This window comes from Sporosarcina sp. FSL K6-1522 (assembly GCF_038622445.1).
Lineage (GTDB): Bacteria > Bacillota > Bacilli > Bacillales_A > Planococcaceae > Sporosarcina.
The window spans coordinates 1,574,390-1,592,756 of record NZ_CP152019.1 but is presented as its reverse complement, the minus strand read 5'-3'; the positions used below and the strand labels follow the sequence as shown (position 1 = coordinate 1,592,756).

Genomic DNA, 18,367 nt, shown 5'->3' with positions numbered 1-18,367 from the left:
CTCATCGGTGATAAATTCTTAACACAGAACCAATTCACTAAAATGCTTCATTGTTCTCTTTTCTTGCCCCACCCTACACTCATAATGTCATTAACTAACGTGCTAATCACTGGATGAATCCTTTACTCTAATAGTAATGATGCATATTGATCACTATGAGCTTCTGGATTCGCTCGATTGTTCGTCCAAAATACATCATCCATAAATTCAGCGAGTATAGGATTCCCTTTGCTCACCCCCACTTTATACAGCATCTGAATATAAAAATAAAGCAGCTACTCCCCCTAACCCCAGGAATAGCTACCTTAGTTTTTAGTCATTTTTCGTCTTCATCTAGTCCGTCATCCACACCAAGCCCCATAACATAGTCGCTTACAAGCTTGATTTATTCAGCCGACATACCTGTCTATGGATTGAAGCAAGTCTTCTCTTGTCACGTTTACCAAACTGATCTCTTCACAATCATCTATATAACATTCTAGCTGGGGCTTCCATAGGCATGGCTTTACTTTTAAGACACCTTGGAACGTCAGCCCATTCACTTTCGTAGACTGCATTAACCAACCCGTACAAATCCTCTACCATCACGCCTAACCGCCCCTCCCTCATTTTAGGCCTGTTATCGCTTTGATGGGTTCTTCATTCATTAGTTCTTGCTAAGCTTCTCCAGCGCCTCACCATGTGCTCTCACAGCTTTGTCGTAGATTGCTTGGATTTTATCTTTCCTATTATCTTCCGTTTGACTTTGCGTTGCTTGCTTGTCTTCATTATCCTTTTTCTTCTCGTTTGACAAGGTACAGCCCTCCTACAATGCTTTATTTATTCTACTATACCTCTTATACACCATTTAGTTATCTTCCATTGTAATCAATCCCAATGGCCCCCACCCTTTTACACCGCGCTAGCAATTCAATTCATTGTTCATCATCTGTACATTCCTCTGAATTGTGAGGAAGGCGGAGTCCGATTCCATTTGAACTAATACAAAAGGAGCCCTAATATAAATTGAACCCCTTCAAGTTGCAATGATGATTTTCTATTCTTCTATTTTGGATCTAACCAGTTTTAATTCTACGTATCCCCGCATCATGACGAACTAGATTTGCTCATGTGTATATATGTATAGATTAAAATCAGTGACTAGAAAAACTTATAATAAACGGATGCTTTGACCTTCTATTTACTTAAGCTTCTTTCCAGTTTTTTGATATACAGATCCTTTTCTCCGATTATGGTCATTGCTTCATTCAGTTCACTTTTTGTTATTTCCAACCGTTTTTTTAATTCCAATACTTCCCGTTTGTATAGGGTTACCTCTTTGTCATTCCCTAATTCGTTTGTTTTTTGGATTTCTCCCATACCTAATTTCTTTTCAAGTTCCTTTTTCCACTTACTTACACTATTAGTATTCACTCCATATTTCTTTGCAGTCGCTGAAATGTTATTGGTGTCTATCGCTTCCTGAGCTACCATCTCTTTAAATTCAATATCATATTTCACGTGCATTTCCCCACCTCCAATTAGTAATAGTTAATGTAACCAGTATATAATCCACCAACATCAATATCAATAGTATACTTTCTAACTAAAATATACTTATAGTCTATTGGTGGTGATCTATCGACTAGCTATCGTTGACTTATGAGGTGATGGTAATGGAAGATATCGTTAAGGTCGTAGGTGAAAGAATTCGGAGTTTCCGCAAGGAACGTGGATTAAGTCAAGAAGAGTTAGCACATCAAGCTTCCTTACACAACACATATATTGGTCAACTAGAACGCGGGGAGAAAAACGCAACGATTGAGAGCCTATTAAAAATTACTAATGCACTGGGGATTACATTAGAAGAGTTGTTTAGCAATACCCAAACCGGTCCGAAAACAAATAGCTTGGAAATGACTCAAATTATCACGTTACTAGAAAACAGATCCCTGAAGGACCAACGTACGATTCTCGGGTTACTCGATCTACTTATCGATTGGAAAGGCAATGATTGATTAATCATCATCTAGTTATACTTAAAAAGCTGTGTGAACTCCCATTTAGAGTAAACACAGCTTTTGTTCCGCTGTACTATAACGACGGATTACGTAAATATAGGCGGCGACAGAATACACTTCTTCGATAAAGGCCACGGTTTAAGCCATGAAGAACTAACTTATCGCATTACATTTCAAAACAAATACATTAGCCAACTTGTACATAAAGGAAAGAACTCTACCATAAAAAAGTCTTGCTAAAGTCTGTACAGCATTGGATCCTAACATTAGCTGAACTCTTTAGAGACAAGACACGCACCCAAAGAGTACTTAGCCTTGAATAAAAGTAAGTGGTACATCTATTGAATAGACGTACCCAAAAGGCCGAGGAGCTACTTGGAGGTTATGTAATCTACAATAGCACAAAGGTACCCATTAACTTTTGCAAGGCGGAGAGGCTCTTTTGATGCGTGTTGGTGCGTTGTTTAACTCAAGAACGCACCACACCTCTAGGGTTTGTGCCCCTGAGAGAATAAGGCTAGGTTAAATACAAGAAAAGTTTATAGTATTTGACAGCGCCACATAACATGCGAAACCAATCATAGAAGACTTAGGTAAATATAGTGGCATACAAAAAAACTACAGCACATTATTTGTAACTGTAGCCACGTCGTCATATTTATTTAACATCATAGCCAACAACAGAGTATGAACAACCAGTGGTTCCTGCCGCGTGATATAGTGTGGCATCAAACGATTTTTTTCATTTGGAGCTATTCCCGCTCCGCCCACTGCATATGTATTGTATGTATCTAAAACATCACCAATGTTTTTCACATAACCTTGTACATCCACATAGCCACCATCTATTGTGCATTTTGTATCCTCAACCTTCACCTTATCAATTACCTGGGATCGAGTAATTTGAGATTCACTGTATTGCGAAGTAGTATATGACGGTTGAATATAGTTTGTATATAAATAATAGCCGCCCACCCATAAAAATACGATCGGAAATGGATTTTCCAATTAAATCACCTGCCATCACCTATACAGTAATTTTTTTCGCTTATAACATCACCGTCCAAATTCATCTAGCAATGAGATAGGTAATTAATTGTTTCTAAACGGCAAAAAGCTGTAACCATGTATAAACGAACTACAGCTGTTTCATATCAATTTATAATATTAGAAGCTGAAGCGCCCTTCCAAAACCCTCTGTAGCAATACCTAACACTCCCTCCAACACCTATGTGTTAATCATCACATAGCACCGAACAGGTCTTCAAGCTACATAACCGTGATACGTTCGACTGCGTAGTCATGTAATTTACAAATCCCGGGAGACCAAACTTCTTTCACTAATGTTTCTTTTGCACCGCATTAATTAGGTACTAACACAACTGAGGAAAACTTGTTGTCGTCTGTTGTATTGCCATGCTAAATCTACAACATGCACCATACTATCCTAAAAGAAAGTGTAGCTAAGTATTTTCCCACTAGACACACCACTATAGTTACAGCTATTTCTGTATTGTAAGCTTTTAGTTATTCCCTTCCCCCCTCTATTTTGCAAAGCAAAATAGGTTAACAGGTAAATAATATATTATTGTATATAACTGTATTTAATAGTAGCCAATTGATAGCTATTACTGGTCTATATTTTAGACGTTTGAACAACATAAAAGCCCTGATAGTCTATTTTATAGATCATCAAGGCTAATATATAGTCCGTTATTTTAAGTAATTACTTTATAGTGAATTGATAATTCTCGTAAATTTCATCGATTTCATCCTGTATAGCACTATATGCTTTGAATATTTCATCACTATAATTACATGCTGATTTCCCATCAAATATCTTATTTATCAATTCATTAATAGTAAGAATCGATTTGGCATGATATTTTTCTTCTTTTACAAACAGCATAGTAGCATCTATGAAAACCCTTTTTCCAAGTAAATAATCGGCTCCCGGATCATCGATTAACCCCACAGACCAATTATCAATCATTCTTTTACGATAAAGATGAACCCATTCACTTAAAATTACATATGGGTTTTCTGATGCGCCATTTATTACATAAATATTTCGCCTATCAAAATCAACCGCCTTTCTGATAAAGCCTTTTTTCGCCAATGAGCTTATTGCTTTTTTTACAGTACTTAATCCTAGGGTTGTATTAACCCTTATATGTGACTCTGTTACTTTACAATAGCCATCTGGCTGCTTTTTAGTAGTGCTAGCCCATGAAATTAATTCATAAAGCACTTCCTTCTCAGTTGAAGAAAGAAAATGGCATCTCCTTAATACTTCAGGGATTATAGTAAATGTGCCACTATGTTCATTAGGAAAGGAAATATTCTCACCCTGTATATTAAATCCCCTCTCTACTATTGGCTTAAACGGTTTGTTGATTAAATCGTCTAGAAATTGTTTCATTTTTCTCACCCTTCATTGATTTTATGTTCCACTATTTTGGACATTTACTTTATTCGCTTTATTCGTTGGGTAGTTAAAAATATACCGCAACAACTTTTCACGAAAAATTTCTCGTAGGTATTACGTAACTCCCGCCCAACGCCGCCTTAATAGTTGATTAGCTGGGTATAGGGGGGGTAATTAAAGTATTCCAAATAAACCTATGGTTTTTATTCGTCATGTGCGTATTACAAAATTGACAAGCAATACTGCATGAAAACGTGTTCATAGGGTATGGTTTTGATAGCGGCCCGTCGATTACTTATCACCCTGATTTATGGAAGTTGTAAACCGTCCTTCACTAGCCATATACACTACCTATTTAGCAGAGGAAAAGAGTTTTTATCACTTACTTCATTTCTCACACTGATGCGTAAACATGGTTTTCCAAGAACAAAAAGAAAGCAGCTATTAACAAATCCCGTTAACAACCGCTTTTTAATAAATCAATCTTTCGCATTACACGCTTCCATAAACATCTCAGCCTCCATCTTAGCTTGATCAATTTCTATTACTTGTATTACGCTATTAATGACGGCATCAATAAACGTTAGTTTACTTTGAGAAATGGCTGTAAATCCGGCAGCAAAGCATAATATAGCGTCCCCTAAGGTTCTCACGTCCATATTATCTACATTAACAAATGAATGCAGCTTTTTACCTAAGTCTTTAATGAAGTCTTTAATGAACTGTAAATCCTCCAGGTTATTTACCGTAAACAGTTCATTAAATTTAAAATATGCATGATTGCTATTACTACTTGAAATAGTGTTGGATAGCGGTGTAGGTAGTTGATTGACCATTTGCATCGACTTTTCATATGATGCGTGTTTAGGATCAATGTCTAACCTTAAACCCGGTATATATGAAACATCCCTTTCCGTACCAAATTTACAGCCAAGAGGCGCCACACTAAGGTAAACGTTTAATCCTGCACGCTTACCCCCTTCAATAAACCAGGCAAGCATCAGTTCGTTTATATCTTCAACCGCAACAAACCATTTACCTTCTATGCCCCCATCTGCTATAAGGCGGAATTCGTAATTCCCTTCTGTTTGATTAAACCAATGCTTAAAAAATTTCATTTCTTGATTATTCATGTTTGTAACGCTCCTCTTGTTAGTTTGATTAGGCTTATCGCCTTCAATAGTCTTATACGCTGTGTATTTAGCAAAGTTAAATACTTTTTTAAATCCGCACCACTTTTCACGAAATATTTCCCTTAGGTATCATCTAGCACCCGTGCAATGCCGCCTCAACACTTGAATCCATAGGCACTGGGGGGGTAATTAAAATATTCCTGATAAACCATTGATTTTTATTCGTGATGTACGCAATGCAGGATTGACAAGATATAACGTATGAATATGTGTTCAAGGGTTATAGCCTTGATAGCAGCCCATTAGTTATTTACTGCCTTATCATGTGACGGTTATAAACCGCCTTTCCCCTCCTGTTTGCTTTATACGCAGGCTGTTTAGCATAGTTAAATATTTTATTGAATCTCTAGCTTCGTTTTTCACATTCGTGTATAAACGCGGTTATCCAGGAACATAAAGAAAGCAGCCAATTAACGAGGTTCGCTAACAGCTGCTTTTTGAGGTTATATTCATTTATTTTTGATGCAGCATATCTATATACATGCTATTTCGAGCGTTATTCATGCCATTATAGGTGGGACTGGTGAACGGCAAGCTACTTTATAAAATTTAAGAGATCCATACCAGCATCAATCCTATAGGAAGCATGGAGATTGTTTTGTCGTTTTTATCTCAATTGTTCAATACCAATTACTAGATAGATCAAATTCAAAATTGATGTATCTTAATCAGGATAGTAATCAAAAAAGGTCCCAATTAAAGCTATCCCCTTCTACAGGTACATGCTCAATATATACTTGTTTAGCCTTATACAACCGGCTACTTACCCATGAGGCTTTTTCTTGATTAAATAAACAATAATTTATCCCTTTTTCCAATGCACTACTGTATGCAAGACCTTCAAAATGAAGAGATTTTGCTAGCTCCGCAACATATTGTGTGGGTATATAATTAAAATATTTCACTTCCTCATCCACGGGGGTTGAGAGTTCCGCATTTACTATATTAGTTAACGAATAAAGCCTGAACTGTTCAAAAAGTGTTTTACCGTGGAATGTTGCGTTGTTAAATGAAGAGATCCGAATATCCTCTTTAATCTTCACGGTAGCAACTGATATTTCCTTTCCCTTATACGGTCTCACTTCCGTAATTGCGGTTTCTAGGTTATCAGCTAAATATAGATAGGGAATTCCCTTTGGATTAATTCGTCCCTCAGAAACTAAGTGTTTGGGAGGACTCATGATGTTATTGCCTTCATATGGTGTGATTCTACTATTCTCCGGCTTCCCAAGTCTCGCACGGATACGTTTTTCGCCTGCTTTTAAATACATTTCATTAGTTTCGAGTATTTCAATAAGCGATTCTTTTAGTTTATTGTCAATCCCGAAACCAAACCGATTACCATGTTTTATATTTTCTTTAAAATCCTCCCAACTCTTAAATATTCCTTCTTCTAACCAAACGCTAAATTTTCCATTCAACAAATCTCTACTTATGGATTCTCGGAATAAGTAATATAGCAGTTCTTTTGCAGATGCAGGTAATAAAGACACACTTAATAAATCTATTTGTTTAGTGAAAAATCTTTCTAATTCGAAGCCTAAATTATTAGGCTTAAATTTATGCGCCCAAAAGGACATATTTTTATTAAAAAAGCTATCTTTAACATCAAGTGTTCGGACGTTTTGGGAATTACAAAATGAACAGTTTCCAACTGTACCTTTTTCTTGGATATGTTTTTTAAATGGCGCATAGTTAAAGCAATTTTCACAGCAAACCTTCATTAAAATAACCCTCCTGCACAGTGATTGAATATCAACTAACAGGATAACACATTCAGTTAATTGCAAAAAGACGTAGTTATCTGGTTTGCTTGGTTTCTTTCTGCCAGCCTTCACACTTTTTTCGAAAACCTATCTACAAGTTTCAAATTACACCGCTTGAACAACCATTTATCTTTTAATAAATAGATGTTTGTTTTATTTCCTATGTCATACCACTAATCTTTTTTTCAAATTCCACTTAACTCCCCTTCCCCACCATCGTATAACTCTACATAAGCAATTAAAAACATTGCGGGGATCAAACGAAGAGGAGCAATTACAAATGAATGCAGAGCTAACGAACACAGATATAGAGGACATTGTAATAAAAGCCGTTCAGAAGGCATTACATGCCGCACAGCATCAGTTTATGGATAGCGGATGGCTTTCCTTGAAAGACGGTGCCAAGTACGCTGGTGTCTCTTATAACACATTTATTAAGTTCCGTGAGATGGGCTTACAAGTGTGTGAGATCGAGGGGATCAAGCGTGTTTCACGTAAAGAGATTGATTGTTTTTTACAAGATCATAGCTATTAATCATTATGTATGGGGATTTACCATGGGAATCAGTTATAATGTCCCTAGAGGTAAATCCTCTCTTTAATCTTTTGCCCCCGCAACTGATTCAGGAGGAATTATCTTGGTAAAGAAAAAAGCATCACCTATCAAAAGCTACAAAATGAAAAACGGCGAATTACGCTACGAGTTCCCAGTTTATTTAGGGGTTGATCCGCTAACTGGCAAACAGAAGCGTACAACGAAACGTGGCTTTAAGACACTCAAAGAAGCCAAACTTGCATTAGCACGTATTCAACTAGATGTTGCAAATGGTACGTACCAACAAGAACGTGCTGAAACGTATCAAGAACTTTATGACCTATGGGTAGTCCAATACGAAAAGACTGTTGAGGAAAGCTCATTTGTAAAAACAACGGGTCTGTTCCGAAATCATATACTCCCGTCAATGGGTGCTTATAAAATTGAGAAGATACATGTCCATGCCTGTCAAAAACATGTGGATGAATGGGCGGCAAAGTTAAAGAGGTTTCGCATGGTAAAAGCGTATGCTGCCAAAGTGTTAGACTTTGCAATTAAGCACGGCTATATAAAAACAAATCCCTTTACGCACGTAGAAATGCCCACCACCGCCTCTAAGAAGGCTATTGCGGCGGATGAGGATGAAGCGGAGAACTTCTACACGCGTGAGCAGTTGATCAAGTTCCTATCATGCCTAGAACAGGAAAGTAACTACAAGGCATATGCCCTATTCCGTTTACTTGCGTTCAGTGGGATGCGTAAAGGCGAGGCATTAGCCCTTACATGGAAGGATCTAAACTTCACAACAAATGAGCTACGCATAAACAAGGCCCTCTCACGGGGTAAAGATAACAAGCTATATGTGAAATCTACAAAAACAGGCGTTGCCCGTACGATTAAAATGGATGAGAACACAATGGCTATTTTAAAAGTGTGGAAGAAGAAGCAGAAGCAGGATTATCTAATGCTGGGCTTTAATACGTTGCAACCTAAGCAGCTGATCTTTAGCAATGAACTAAATGAGCATATGCAGCCGACAAAAACCCGTAAGTGGATTGTGCATGTACAGGATAAGTACAAGCTAGGAACAATCACAACGCATGGTTTACGTCATACACATTGTTCGCTGTTATTTGAGGCGGGAGCCAGTTTGAAGGAAGTGCAGGATCGTTTAGGACATAGTGATATCCAAACGACGATGAACATCTACACACATGTTACGCAGAAGGCAAAAGAAGAAGCAATACTGAAGTTTGCTAACTATATTGAGATGTAGATTTACTGACTACGTTTTGACTACGCTTTTGACTACGTTCGATTGATATTCAATGACATCATATGAAACAAGGTAAAAGAAAAAACCCTTGATATACAAGGGTTTTAACGCCATATGAAATCCTATGAATTTCTAATATGGAAGCGGCGGGAGTCGAACCCGCGTCCAAAGGCTCTAATACTTAAGCATCTACGCGTGTATTTTGCCTATTTAGTTTCGCGTAGCACTAGCCGACAATCAGGGCATCATGTACGCTATTCTGCGAATCTCTTCCGGCTGCCTCAGAAGGCAACAGCCGTCGTATCCCACTAAGAGTGAGCCTTATAGCGCCACATGGGCGATGGAACTACAAGGCAGATTCAACAGCTTACGCTGCGAATGCTAGGTTGTTGTTTGTTTTGCCTGTTATTATAAAGTGCCGTTTCTGACGGAGCCGAGCCCTCCGACGCGCAACTCAAGCTCAGACCACCCCTGTCGAATCCGTAACGCCCCCGTTATGAGGATGTCAGGATGACCTTATTAAAAAGGTTTCTGAACGATATTACTGTACCTATCATAGCGCATTTTTATCAAAAAATCAATATCGTTGCTTATCCTTCAAGACACGTGCCATTTCACGTTTAGCTTCTTTCTTCTTAAGATCCTCACGTTTATCATAATCTTTCTTCCCTTTACCAACACCAATGAGTACTTTGGCGAAGCCGTCTTTCAAATACATTTTTAATGGCACGATGGTAACGCCTTGTTGCTTCGTTTGCCCGTATAGTGTGGCGATTTGTTTTTTATGCAGCAACAGCTTTCTCGAGCGTAGCGGATCGTGGTTGAACTGGTTTCCGTGATCGTATGGACTAATATGCATATTGGAAATCCAGGCTTCATTGTTCCGTATTCGAACGAATGCGTCTCGCAGTTGTACTTTACCGTTACGGATGGACTTAATTTCGGTTCCTACTAGCACGATACCTGCTTCAATCGTTTCTTCTATTGCGTAATCGTGGTTCGCTTTTTTATTGACCGCGACAACTTTCCCTTGGCCTTTTGCCATGTCCTTCACCCCATTATGAATACCCTAGGCGGCCGAAGCCGCCCAAGTATCATTTTTTCTTTCTAGGCTTGCCTTTACCTTTTTTAGCTACACCTTCGTAAAACTTTTTCTTTTTATTATACGTACCGCTTTTCTTTTTATCTTGAGATTTATCGCCAGATTTTGCACCGCGTGGCTTTTTCTCCGCATGGATGACTTTCGGTGTTTCTCTTCGCGCACGATGGAAGGATTGTTTCATGCCGACAATTTCAAAGTCGATGGCCGATTCTTCTGGTTTCACAGCGACTACTCTTACGGTCACTTCATCGCCGAGTCGGAACTGTTTACCTGTATGTTCACCAATCATCATCATTTGGCGGTCATCGAATCGGTAATAATCGTCAGTCATATAGCTGACGTGAATCAAACCTTCAATCGTGTTTTCCAACTCGACGAATATACCGAAATTCGTAACGGAAGAAATAACGCCTTCGAACTCTTCGCCGATTTTATCCAACATGAATTGTGCTTTTTTCAGCGATTCCGTATCGCGCTCCGCTTCCACTGCACGGCGTTCACGTTCAGACGTATGATCAGCAATTTCGGACAGGTTCGCACTCCAATGTGCAATCGTCTGTGCCGAAACATCTTTTTCAATCAAATACGTCCGTATTAAACGATGGACAATTAAGTCAGGATAACGACGGATTGGCGCTGTGAAATGCGTATAGAACTCTGTCGATAATCCAAAGTGACCTAGACTTTCATCGAGATATTTCGCCTGTTGCATAGAACGTAACAGCATCGTCGAAATAACGGTCTCTTCTGGCAAGCCAGCAATTGATTCCACGATTTCCTGCAACGCACGTGGATGGACTTTATTGCCTGTTCCTTTGACGACAACGCCGAAATTCGTTAGGAATTCAAAGAAGCGTTGTAATTTCTCTGCCTTTGGATCTTCGTGAATTCGGTAGATGAACGGCACTTGTAGCCAGTGGAAATGCTCCGCGATGGTTTCATTGGCAGCAAGCATGAATTCTTCAATGAGACGCTCAGATACTGTACGTTCTAAAATGATGACGTCTGACGGCCACCCTTTTTCATCGACAAGAATTTTTGATTCTTTAAAATCAAAGTCAATGGCACCGCGATCAACGCGTTTCTGTTTCAAAATTGCCGCAAGCTCCGCCATTTGGTTCAGCATTGGCACGACATGTGCATATTGCGCGGATAGTTCTTCATCTTTTTCTTCGATGATTTTGTAAACATCTGTATACGTCATCCGTTCTTTCGAGCGAATCACACTTTCATAAATCTCATGGTCAATCACTTTTCCGTTGCGGTCAATGGTCATTTGACATGTCAACGTCAAGCGATCCACGCCTGGGTTCAATGAACAAATACCATTCGATAACTTATGGGGCAGCATCGGAATGACGCGATCCGTCAAATAGACACTCGTCCCACGATCAAAGGCATTTTCATCCATCGGCGTGTTTTCCGGCACATAATAACTGACATCTGAAATATGAACAGATAGCACATAGCTGCCATCGTCATTTTTCACGACTGAAATGGCGTCATCCAAGTCTTTGGCATCCGCACCATCAATCGTCACCGTCAGCTCATCTCGACAGTCGCGGCGCTTGAATAAGTCTTTCTCCTGCACTTCGTCTGGAATATGATTAATCTGTTCCAGCACTTCTTGCGGGAAGTCCACTTCGATGCCATGCTTATGAATAATCGAAATAATATCCACACCCGGATCGTTTTTGTGACCCAAAATTTGTGTCACCATACCTGTCATGGACTTTAAATCGCTCGGCCAATCCGTAATTTCCACCACTACTTTATGGCCATCTACTGCGTCTAGCGCATCGCCTTTCGCAATAAAAATATCCATCGGTAGTTTTTTACTATCTGGAATCACAAATCCGAAGCCTTTATTCGCCTGATACGTGCCGACCACTTTCGTCGTTTTACGCTCGACAACACGGCTAATCGTTCCTTCACGTCTGCCGCCTGACGAACCATTCGTGACACGAACCAACACGATATCGCCATCCATTGCGCCATTCACTTCATGTGGCGGAATGAAAATATCATCCATACCTTCCATTTCAGGCGCTACAAAACCAAAGCCTTTCGCATGGCCGATAAACTTACCACGTGCAAGGTTCATGCGCTCTGGCACACCATAACGATTCGTCCGTGAACGAATAATGTCTCCCTTTTGTTCAAGGTAGACGAGCATTTTGACAAGTTCCTTGAATTCAGCCGCTTGTTCAAAGCCCATTAACTCTTGAATTTCTTGGACGGTTAACGGCTTATATGACTCATCTTTCATAATGGACAGCACTTTTTGTTGCATATCCTGATCAAAATTATCCAACTGCATCTCTCCTTCGTATACCTAGCATTATCATTTGTTTTAGGTTTCACACATGCCAATCCAGTGATTCTAAAAACGTGAAAATATCTTCATGTAGCTGCTCTTTTTCAGGTCCAAGCGTGATGACATGTCCTGATTGTTCGTACCATTTTAGTTGCTTGTCATCCGATTCGGTTTCATCATAAATGACGTTTGCCGAATTCGGATCAATGACGTCATCGAGGGATCCTTGCACGACGAAAAGCGGGGCATAAATATGATCGATATGACCACGCACATCCTCAATGAGGGCGCGTAAATCTGGGAGAGAGGGCATTCCCATTTCACGCAATGCCTTCATATCCTTTTCGATTTCTTCCTCGCCTTTTCCTTCATATTTCTTATAATCACGTGCATATTTCAACACGCCTTCATACATCAGTTCTGTCGTTCGCATGGACATCGGCGCACACATCGAAACGATACCTTTCACAGGCATGTTATACCCCAATCGTAGGGAAAATACGCCTCCAAGTGATAAACCTGCTACTGCAATTTCATCGTAGCCTGCGTCCTTTAATTGATTGTATCCTGCTAGTGCATCTGCCCACCACTCATCAGGTCCAGTTTGGACCAATTGTTCTGGTGGCACACCATGGCCTTTATAGTGAGGTGCAAGCGATGTATACCCTTTCTTTTCGAGGTATCGACCAAGCATTCGGACATCCGCCGAATTACCTGTAAATCCATGCAACAGCAATACTGCTCTTTTTCCCTTTTCAAAAAAGAATGGTTTCGGTTGAGCGATTCTCATGTTGTTCATCCTTTCCTAATGAAGATTAAAACTTGCCTCTAATCAATTACGCCTCGGCGTAATTGCGTCCTGATTTTTTCGAGCAAGCTCGAAAAGCTCCCCTTAAAAAATCCGTGACATCCGCCGGAGGCTTTATTGGGACTCAGCAGGGGTCTTCCGCTAAGTCCCTATAAAAAACGCCCGACCAGTCGGAAGGTCAGGCGATAGTCATATATTTAAAATTTGTTAGTTCATAGATATAATCAATTACGCCTTGGCGTAATTGTGTCCAGATTTTTTCGGGCGACCTCGAAAAGCTCCTCTGAAAATCTGTGACATCCGCCGGAGGCTTTAACTTGATTCAGCTGGGGGTTGAATCCCATTATAATGAATGTATATTTAGCATCATCCCACCATTTATACTAGTAAGGGACTTCTGCTGAAATAAGTTAAAACTTCATAATCGCAATCGACAATACGACAAACAAAACCGCAAGTACAATGGTTGTACGTTGAAGGACAAGATCCAATCCACGCGCTTTTTGTTTTCCGAAAAGTTGTTCAGCTCCACCAGAGATGGCTCCTGAAAGACCTGCGCTTTTTCCAGATTGTAATAAAACAACTACGATTAGTGCTAGTGCAACGATTACGAGCAGTGTCATCAGCAAAGCATGCATTTTGTTCCACCTCCTGATTCGAACTTCACAACAAGTTCCATTTTACCAAAATAACGATATCGTGACAACCTTTTGCGAAACTATTCGCTTTTATAATGAATTCTAAGTCAACAAAGCGCGAGTGTCATTGCGCGATTCTCTCACGTCTTTGCGCGCTTCGCTCTCAACATTGCGCGCTTCTCTCTCGTCATTGCGCGCTTCTCTCTCGACATTGCGTGCTTCGCTCTCGTCATTGCGCGCTTCGCTCTCGTCTTTGCGCGCTTCGCTCTCGTCTTTGCGCGCTTTGCTCACGTCTTTGCGCGCTTCGCTCTCGTCTTTGCGCGCTTTGCTCTCGACTTTGCGCGCTTTGCTCTCGACTTTGCGCGCTTTGCTCTCGACTTTGCGCGCTTTGCTCGCGACTTTGCGCGCTTCGCTCTCGTCTTTGCGCGCTTTGCTCGCGACTTTGCGCGCTTCGCTCTCGTCTTTGCGCGCTTCGCTCTCGTCTTTGCGCGCTTTGCTCACGTCTTTGCGCGCTTCGCTCTCGACTTTGCGCGCTTCGCTCTCGACTTTGCGCGCTTCGCTCTCGACTTTGCGCGCTTCGCCGACGACTTTGCATGCTTCGCTCTCGACTTTGCGCGGTCACACAAATTTATACGCGCTCCAATAAAAAAAGCCATGAATAAACGCCATTTCAACGCGTTTACCCACAGCCTTTAAAACATCTTATTTTTTCAAGTTATAGAACGTTTTCTCGCCTAAGTATTGAGCTGTTTCGTCTAACTGATCTTCGATACGAAGCAATTGGTTGTATTTCGCAACGCGGTCTGTGCGTGATGGAGCACCTGTTTTGATTTGACCAGCGTTTGTTGCTACTGCGATGTCTGCAATTGTTGTATCTTCAGATTCACCTGAACGGTGAGAGATAACAGCTGTGTAGCCTGCACGTTTCGCCATTTCGATTGCATCGAATGTTTCTGTCAATGTACCGATTTGGTTTACTTTGATAAGGATTGAGTTACCTATGCCTTCTTCAATTCCGCGTGCTAATTTTTCCGTGTTTGTTACGAACAAGTCGTCACCAACTAGTTGAACGGATTTGCCAAGACGCTCAGTCAATAGCTTGTGGCCCGCCCAGTCGTTTTCATCCAAACCATCTTCGATTGAAACGATTGGGTATTTTTCGCAAAGCTCTGCGTACCAGTCAACCATTTCTTCAGATGTCTTAACGATGCCTTCACCAGCAAGATTGTATGTGCCATCTTCTTTATTGAAGAATTCAGATGACGCAACGTCCATTGCAAGAAGTACTTCTGAACCTGGCTTGTAACCAGCTTTTTCAATTGCTTCGATGATTGTCGACAATGCTTCTTCGTTGGAAGCAAGGTTCGGAGCGAATCCGCCTTCATCCCCAACAGCTGTGTTCAAGCCTTTTGCCTGCAATACTGCTTTCAAGCTATGGAAAATTTCAGCGCCCATGCGAAGACCATGGCGGAATGATTCTGCGCCAACTGGCATCACCATGAACTCTTGAATATCGACATTGTTATCCGCGTGCTCGCCGCCGTTTAGAATGTTCATCATTGGTACTGGCAATTGTTTTGCATTGACGCCACCAAGATATTGGTAAAGAGGGATATCAAGATAGTCTGCAGCTGCATGTGCAACAGCGATGGATACACCAAGAATTGCGTTCGCACCCAATTTACCTTTGTTTGAAGTACCGTCAAGTTCGATCAGCGCTTTGTCAATCGTTACTTGATCCAGAACGGAATAAGCATCTTCCAATTCTTCTGCAATTACTTCATTAACATGGTCGACTGCTTTTAGAACGCCTTTACCAAGGTAACGTTCTTTGTCGCCATCACGTAGCTCAACTGCTTCATATTCACCTGTAGAAGCGCCTGATGGAACGATTGCGCGTCCGAATGCACCGCTTTCTGTGAATACTTCTACCTCAACTGTTGGATTTCCGCGTGAATCAAGTACTTCCCTTGCATTGATAAGTGTAATGATTGGCATGGTCAGTCTCCCCTTTTTAAAATAATGGTGTACCGGTCATATCGTCCGGTTGTTCAAGCTCTAGCAATTTTAGCATTGTTGGTGCGAGGTCTGCGAGTATACCGCCTTCTCGCAACTCAATATCTGGTTTTGTGATAATCACAGGCACTGGATTCGTCGTGTGCGCCGTCATCGGTGCACCATCTAGCGTCATCACTTCGTCCGCATTTCCGTGGTCAGCTGTCACAATCGCTGCGCCGCCTTTTGCGTGAATCGCATCGATGATTTTCCCAAGACATGTATCGACCGTTTCAATTGCTTTAATGGTTGGCTCTAGCATTCCACTATGCCCAACCATATCCGGATTCGCAAAGTTAAGGATAATCGCGTCAAAACGATCTGCCTCAATGCCTTCAATCAATGCCTCTGTTACTTCAAAAGCACTCATTTCCGGCTGCAAATCATAGGTTGCCACTTTCGGTGAGGCGATTAAGATTCGCTCTTCACCTTCAAACGTCTCTTCTCGTCCACCACTCATGAAAAAGGTCACATGTGGGTACTTCTCTGTTTCAGCAATCCGTAACTGCGTCAAACCGTTACGCGCAATGACTTCACCAAGTGTGTTCTCCAAGTTTTGGCTGTTAAACACCACGTCCGCTACCACTTCATCACTATAATGTGTAAACGTGACAAACTTCAAGTCCTTGAACGTTTTAGGTGCTGTTTCAAAACCGTCAAACGTCGGATCTGTGAACACGCGCGACAACTGAATCGCACGGTCAGGACGGAAGTTGAAGCATACCACTGCATCTCCGTCTTCCACTGTCGCAACAGGTTTTCCAAGTTCTTCGATGATGAATGGCACAACAAATTCATCGTGAACGTCACGCTCATAAGAGGCAAGCACGCCCGCTGTTGGTGTCGTAGCCGTTAACGCAACGCCATCGACAATGGCACGATACGCTTTTTCTACACGATCCCAACGCTTGTCCCGGTCCATGCCATAATAGCGGCCCGATACACTCGCGAACTTACCGACACCTTCTTCTTGCATGACTTTTTCTGTCTCTTCAATATAAGCAAGAGCCGTTTGTGGACCTACATCACGACCGTCCAAAAACGCATGAACGAACACTCTGTCAAGGCCATTCACTTTCGCTAGGCGAAGCAAAGCAAACAAATGCTCATAATGACTATGTACACCGCCATCAGATAATAAGCCCATTAGATGAAGTGCAGTGCCATTGTTCTTCGCATGCTCCACTGCTTGTAGCAAAGCTTCATTTTTAAAGAAATCTGCTTCTCTAATCGATTTATTAATACGTGTCAAACTCTGATAAACGATACGACCGGCTCCGATGTTCAAATGGCCTACTTCAGAATTCCCCATTTGACCGTCAGGAAGTCCAACCGCCTCCCCACAAGCTGTTAACGTAGCATGGGGGAAATTATTCCACAACAAATCATAATTCGGCTTATTAGACAGAGCAACGGCATTGCCAAGTTTTTCATCTCTAAGACCGAAGCCATCGAGAATAATTAACGCAACTGGACTCTTACTCATTGCGCCGCCTCAACTAATTTTAAGAAGGAAGCAGGTTCAAGACTAGCGCCACCTACAAGTGCACCATCGATATGTTCCATCGACAATAGTTCTTCAATATTTTCAGGCTTCACACTGCCGCCGTATTGAATACGAAGACGATCCGCAACTTCTGCTGTATACAGTTCGCCAACCGTCGTACGAATTGCGCCACAAACATCATTTGCATCTTGTGCGGTTGCCGTTTTGCCCGTACCGATTGCCCAGATTGGCTCATACGCAATGACTGCTTGTTCAGCAAGTTCAGCGCTGATGCCTTCAAAAGCTTTCTTCACTTGTGCCGATACAATCGCCACTGTGTCGCCGCTTTCACGTTCTTCCAGTGATTCACCAACGCAAACAAGTGGTGTTAGATTATATTCAAAAGCTGCATGGACTTTTTTGTTAACAGATGCATCTGTTTCATTGAAATATTGACGGCGCTCTGAATGACCAAGGACGACATATCCTACACCAAGATCCGCCAACATTGCTGGACTCACTTCACCTGTAAATGCGCCTTCTTTTGCATCGTGCATCGTTTGTGCACCTACACCTAAAGCCGAGCCTTTTGTCAATTGTACAAGCTCTGCTAAATAGAGAGCTGGTGAACAAACGACTGCTTCTACCTTTTCCGACACTGGGACCTTCCCAGCTACTTCCTCGACGAAGCTTCTTGCTTCCCCAGCCGTTTTATACATTTTCCAGTTACCTGCAATAATTCGTTTACGCAAATCAATTCCTC

17 protein-coding genes and 1 other RNA gene are annotated in these 18,367 nt (G+C 41.3%); 3 read left to right on the top strand and 15 right to left on the bottom strand.

Annotated elements, in window-relative coordinates; translation table 11 throughout:
- Nucleotides 1–646: 646 nt before the first annotated feature.
- Nucleotides 647–793 (bottom strand): hypothetical protein, encoded by a 147-nt coding sequence (locus MKY34_RS07795; RefSeq protein ID WP_342514618.1) that lies wholly within the window; start codon nt 791–793, stop codon nt 647–649.
- Between the two features lie 383 nt (nt 794–1,176).
- Nucleotides 1,177–1,500, bottom strand: coding sequence for a transposase (locus MKY34_RS07790; protein WP_342514617.1), 324 nt, complete (start codon nt 1,498–1,500; stop codon nt 1,177–1,179).
- A gap of 155 nt (nt 1,501–1,655) precedes the next feature.
- On the opposite strand from MKY34_RS07790, the gene MKY34_RS07785 reads away from it, so the two are divergent.
- Complete coding sequence (locus MKY34_RS07785) at nt 1,656–1,997, top strand: helix-turn-helix transcriptional regulator (protein ID WP_342514616.1); 342 nt, start codon at nt 1,656–1,658, stop codon at nt 1,995–1,997.
- A 621-nt stretch (nt 1,998–2,618) separates the two neighbouring features.
- Here MKY34_RS07785 and MKY34_RS07780 read toward each other — a convergent pair.
- The 4 genes from MKY34_RS07780 to MKY34_RS07765 all read right to left on the bottom strand — a co-directional run bounded on the left by MKY34_RS07780 (nt 2,619) and on the right by MKY34_RS07765 (nt 7,345).
- Nucleotides 2,619–3,008, bottom strand: coding sequence for a hypothetical protein (locus MKY34_RS07780; protein ID WP_342514615.1), 390 nt, complete (start codon nt 3,006–3,008; stop codon nt 2,619–2,621).
- A gap of 718 nt (nt 3,009–3,726) precedes the next feature.
- Complete coding sequence (locus MKY34_RS07775; RefSeq protein WP_342514614.1) at nt 3,727–4,422, bottom strand: hypothetical protein; 696 nt, start codon at nt 4,420–4,422, stop codon at nt 3,727–3,729.
- 485 nt (nt 4,423–4,907) lie between these two features.
- Nucleotides 4,908–5,561 carry a hypothetical protein gene (locus tag MKY34_RS07770; protein ID WP_342514613.1) on the bottom strand — a complete coding sequence of 218 codons (654 nt, stop codon included), beginning with the start codon at nt 5,559–5,561 and terminating at the stop codon, nt 4,908–4,910.
- Nucleotides 5,562–6,301: 740 nt separating this feature from the next.
- A complete protein-coding gene (locus MKY34_RS07765) occupies nt 6,302–7,345 on the bottom strand; it encodes an RES family NAD+ phosphorylase (protein ID WP_342514612.1) in 1,044 nt (347 codons plus the stop codon).
- Between the two features lie 322 nt (nt 7,346–7,667).
- On the opposite strand from MKY34_RS07765, the gene MKY34_RS07760 reads away from it, so the two are divergent.
- Together MKY34_RS07760 and MKY34_RS07755 are read left to right on the top strand one after the other, a co-directional pair.
- On the top strand, nt 7,668–7,922 hold the full coding sequence (locus MKY34_RS07760; protein ID WP_342514611.1) for a DNA-binding protein: 255 nt from the start codon (nt 7,668–7,670) through the stop codon (nt 7,920–7,922).
- Nucleotides 7,923–8,025: 103 nt separating this feature from the next.
- Nucleotides 8,026–9,198, top strand: coding sequence for a site-specific integrase (locus MKY34_RS07755; RefSeq protein WP_342514610.1), 1,173 nt, complete (start codon nt 8,026–8,028; stop codon nt 9,196–9,198).
- A 135-nt stretch (nt 9,199–9,333) separates the two neighbouring features.
- Here MKY34_RS07755 and ssrA read toward each other — a convergent pair.
- The 9 genes from ssrA to tpiA all read right to left on the bottom strand — a co-directional run bounded on the left by ssrA (nt 9,334) and on the right by tpiA (nt 18,356).
- Nucleotides 9,334–9,691: a transfer-messenger RNA gene (ssrA, locus tag MKY34_RS07750) on the bottom strand.
- A gap of 84 nt (nt 9,692–9,775) precedes the next feature.
- Nucleotides 9,776–10,243, bottom strand: a complete 468-nt coding sequence (smpB, locus tag MKY34_RS07745) for an SsrA-binding protein SmpB (RefSeq protein ID WP_342514609.1) — start codon at nt 10,241–10,243, stop codon at nt 9,776–9,778.
- A gap of 49 nt (nt 10,244–10,292) precedes the next feature.
- Nucleotides 10,293–12,620: a ribonuclease R gene (gene rnr, locus MKY34_RS07740; RefSeq protein WP_342514608.1), complete on the bottom strand. Its 2,328-nt coding sequence runs from the start codon at nt 12,618–12,620 to the stop codon at nt 10,293–10,295.
- Nucleotides 12,621–12,660: 40 nt separating this feature from the next.
- Nucleotides 12,661–13,407 (bottom strand): carboxylesterase, encoded by a 747-nt coding sequence (locus MKY34_RS07735; protein WP_342514607.1) that lies wholly within the window; start codon nt 13,405–13,407, stop codon nt 12,661–12,663.
- 428 nt (nt 13,408–13,835) lie between these two features.
- Nucleotides 13,836–14,063, bottom strand: a complete 228-nt coding sequence (secG, locus tag MKY34_RS07730) for a preprotein translocase subunit SecG (RefSeq protein WP_342514606.1) — start codon at nt 14,061–14,063, stop codon at nt 13,836–13,838.
- 102 nt (nt 14,064–14,165) lie between these two features.
- A complete protein-coding gene (locus tag MKY34_RS07725; protein ID WP_342514605.1) occupies nt 14,166–14,564 on the bottom strand; it encodes a hypothetical protein in 399 nt (132 codons plus the stop codon).
- A gap of 201 nt (nt 14,565–14,765) precedes the next feature.
- Nucleotides 14,766–16,061, bottom strand: coding sequence for a phosphopyruvate hydratase (gene eno, locus MKY34_RS07720; RefSeq protein WP_342514604.1), 1,296 nt, complete (start codon nt 16,059–16,061; stop codon nt 14,766–14,768).
- Between the two features lie 16 nt (nt 16,062–16,077).
- The gene (gene gpmI, locus MKY34_RS07715) at nt 16,078–17,604 is read right to left on the bottom strand and encodes a 2,3-bisphosphoglycerate-independent phosphoglycerate mutase (protein ID WP_342514603.1); all 1,527 of its coding nucleotides are present in this window, start codon (nt 17,602–17,604) and stop codon (nt 16,078–16,080) included.
- On the bottom strand, nt 17,601–18,356 hold the full coding sequence (gene tpiA / locus MKY34_RS07710) for a triose-phosphate isomerase (protein WP_342514602.1): 756 nt from the start codon (nt 18,354–18,356) through the stop codon (nt 17,601–17,603). Before tpiA ends, gpmI begins: the two co-directional genes overlap by 4 nt.
- Nucleotides 18,357–18,367: the final 11 nt, after the last annotated feature.

Excerpts from the sequence above, each read along its gene's own strand:
- secG (WP_342514606.1), bottom strand. The coding sequence starts at position 14,063 with ATGCATGCTTTGCTGATGACACTGCTCGTAATCGTTGCACTAGCACTA.
- MKY34_RS07775 (WP_342514614.1), bottom strand. The coding sequence starts at position 4,422 with ATGAAACAATTTCTAGACGATTTAATCAACAAACCGTTTAAGCCAATA.
- gpmI (WP_342514603.1), bottom strand. The coding sequence starts at position 17,604 with ATGAGTAAGAGTCCAGTTGCGTTAATTATTCTCGATGGCTTCGGTCTT.
- rnr (WP_342514608.1), bottom strand. The coding sequence starts at position 12,620 with ATGCAGTTGGATAATTTTGATCAGGATATGCAACAAAAAGTGCTGTCC.
- smpB (WP_342514609.1), bottom strand. The coding sequence starts at position 10,243 with ATGGCAAAAGGCCAAGGGAAAGTTGTCGCGGTCAATAAAAAAGCGAAC.
- MKY34_RS07785 (WP_342514616.1), top strand. The coding sequence starts at position 1,656 with ATGGAAGATATCGTTAAGGTCGTAGGTGAAAGAATTCGGAGTTTCCGC.
- MKY34_RS07765 (WP_342514612.1), bottom strand. The coding sequence starts at position 7,345 with ATGAAGGTTTGCTGTGAAAATTGCTTTAACTATGCGCCATTTAAAAAA.
- MKY34_RS07760 (WP_342514611.1), top strand. The coding sequence starts at position 7,668 with ATGAATGCAGAGCTAACGAACACAGATATAGAGGACATTGTAATAAAA.
- MKY34_RS07735 (WP_342514607.1), bottom strand. The coding sequence starts at position 13,407 with ATGAGAATCGCTCAACCGAAACCATTCTTTTTTGAAAAGGGAAAAAGA.
- MKY34_RS07770 (WP_342514613.1), bottom strand. The coding sequence starts at position 5,561 with ATGAATAATCAAGAAATGAAATTTTTTAAGCATTGGTTTAATCAAACA.
- eno (WP_342514604.1), bottom strand. The coding sequence starts at position 16,061 with ATGCCAATCATTACACTTATCAATGCAAGGGAAGTACTTGATTCACGC.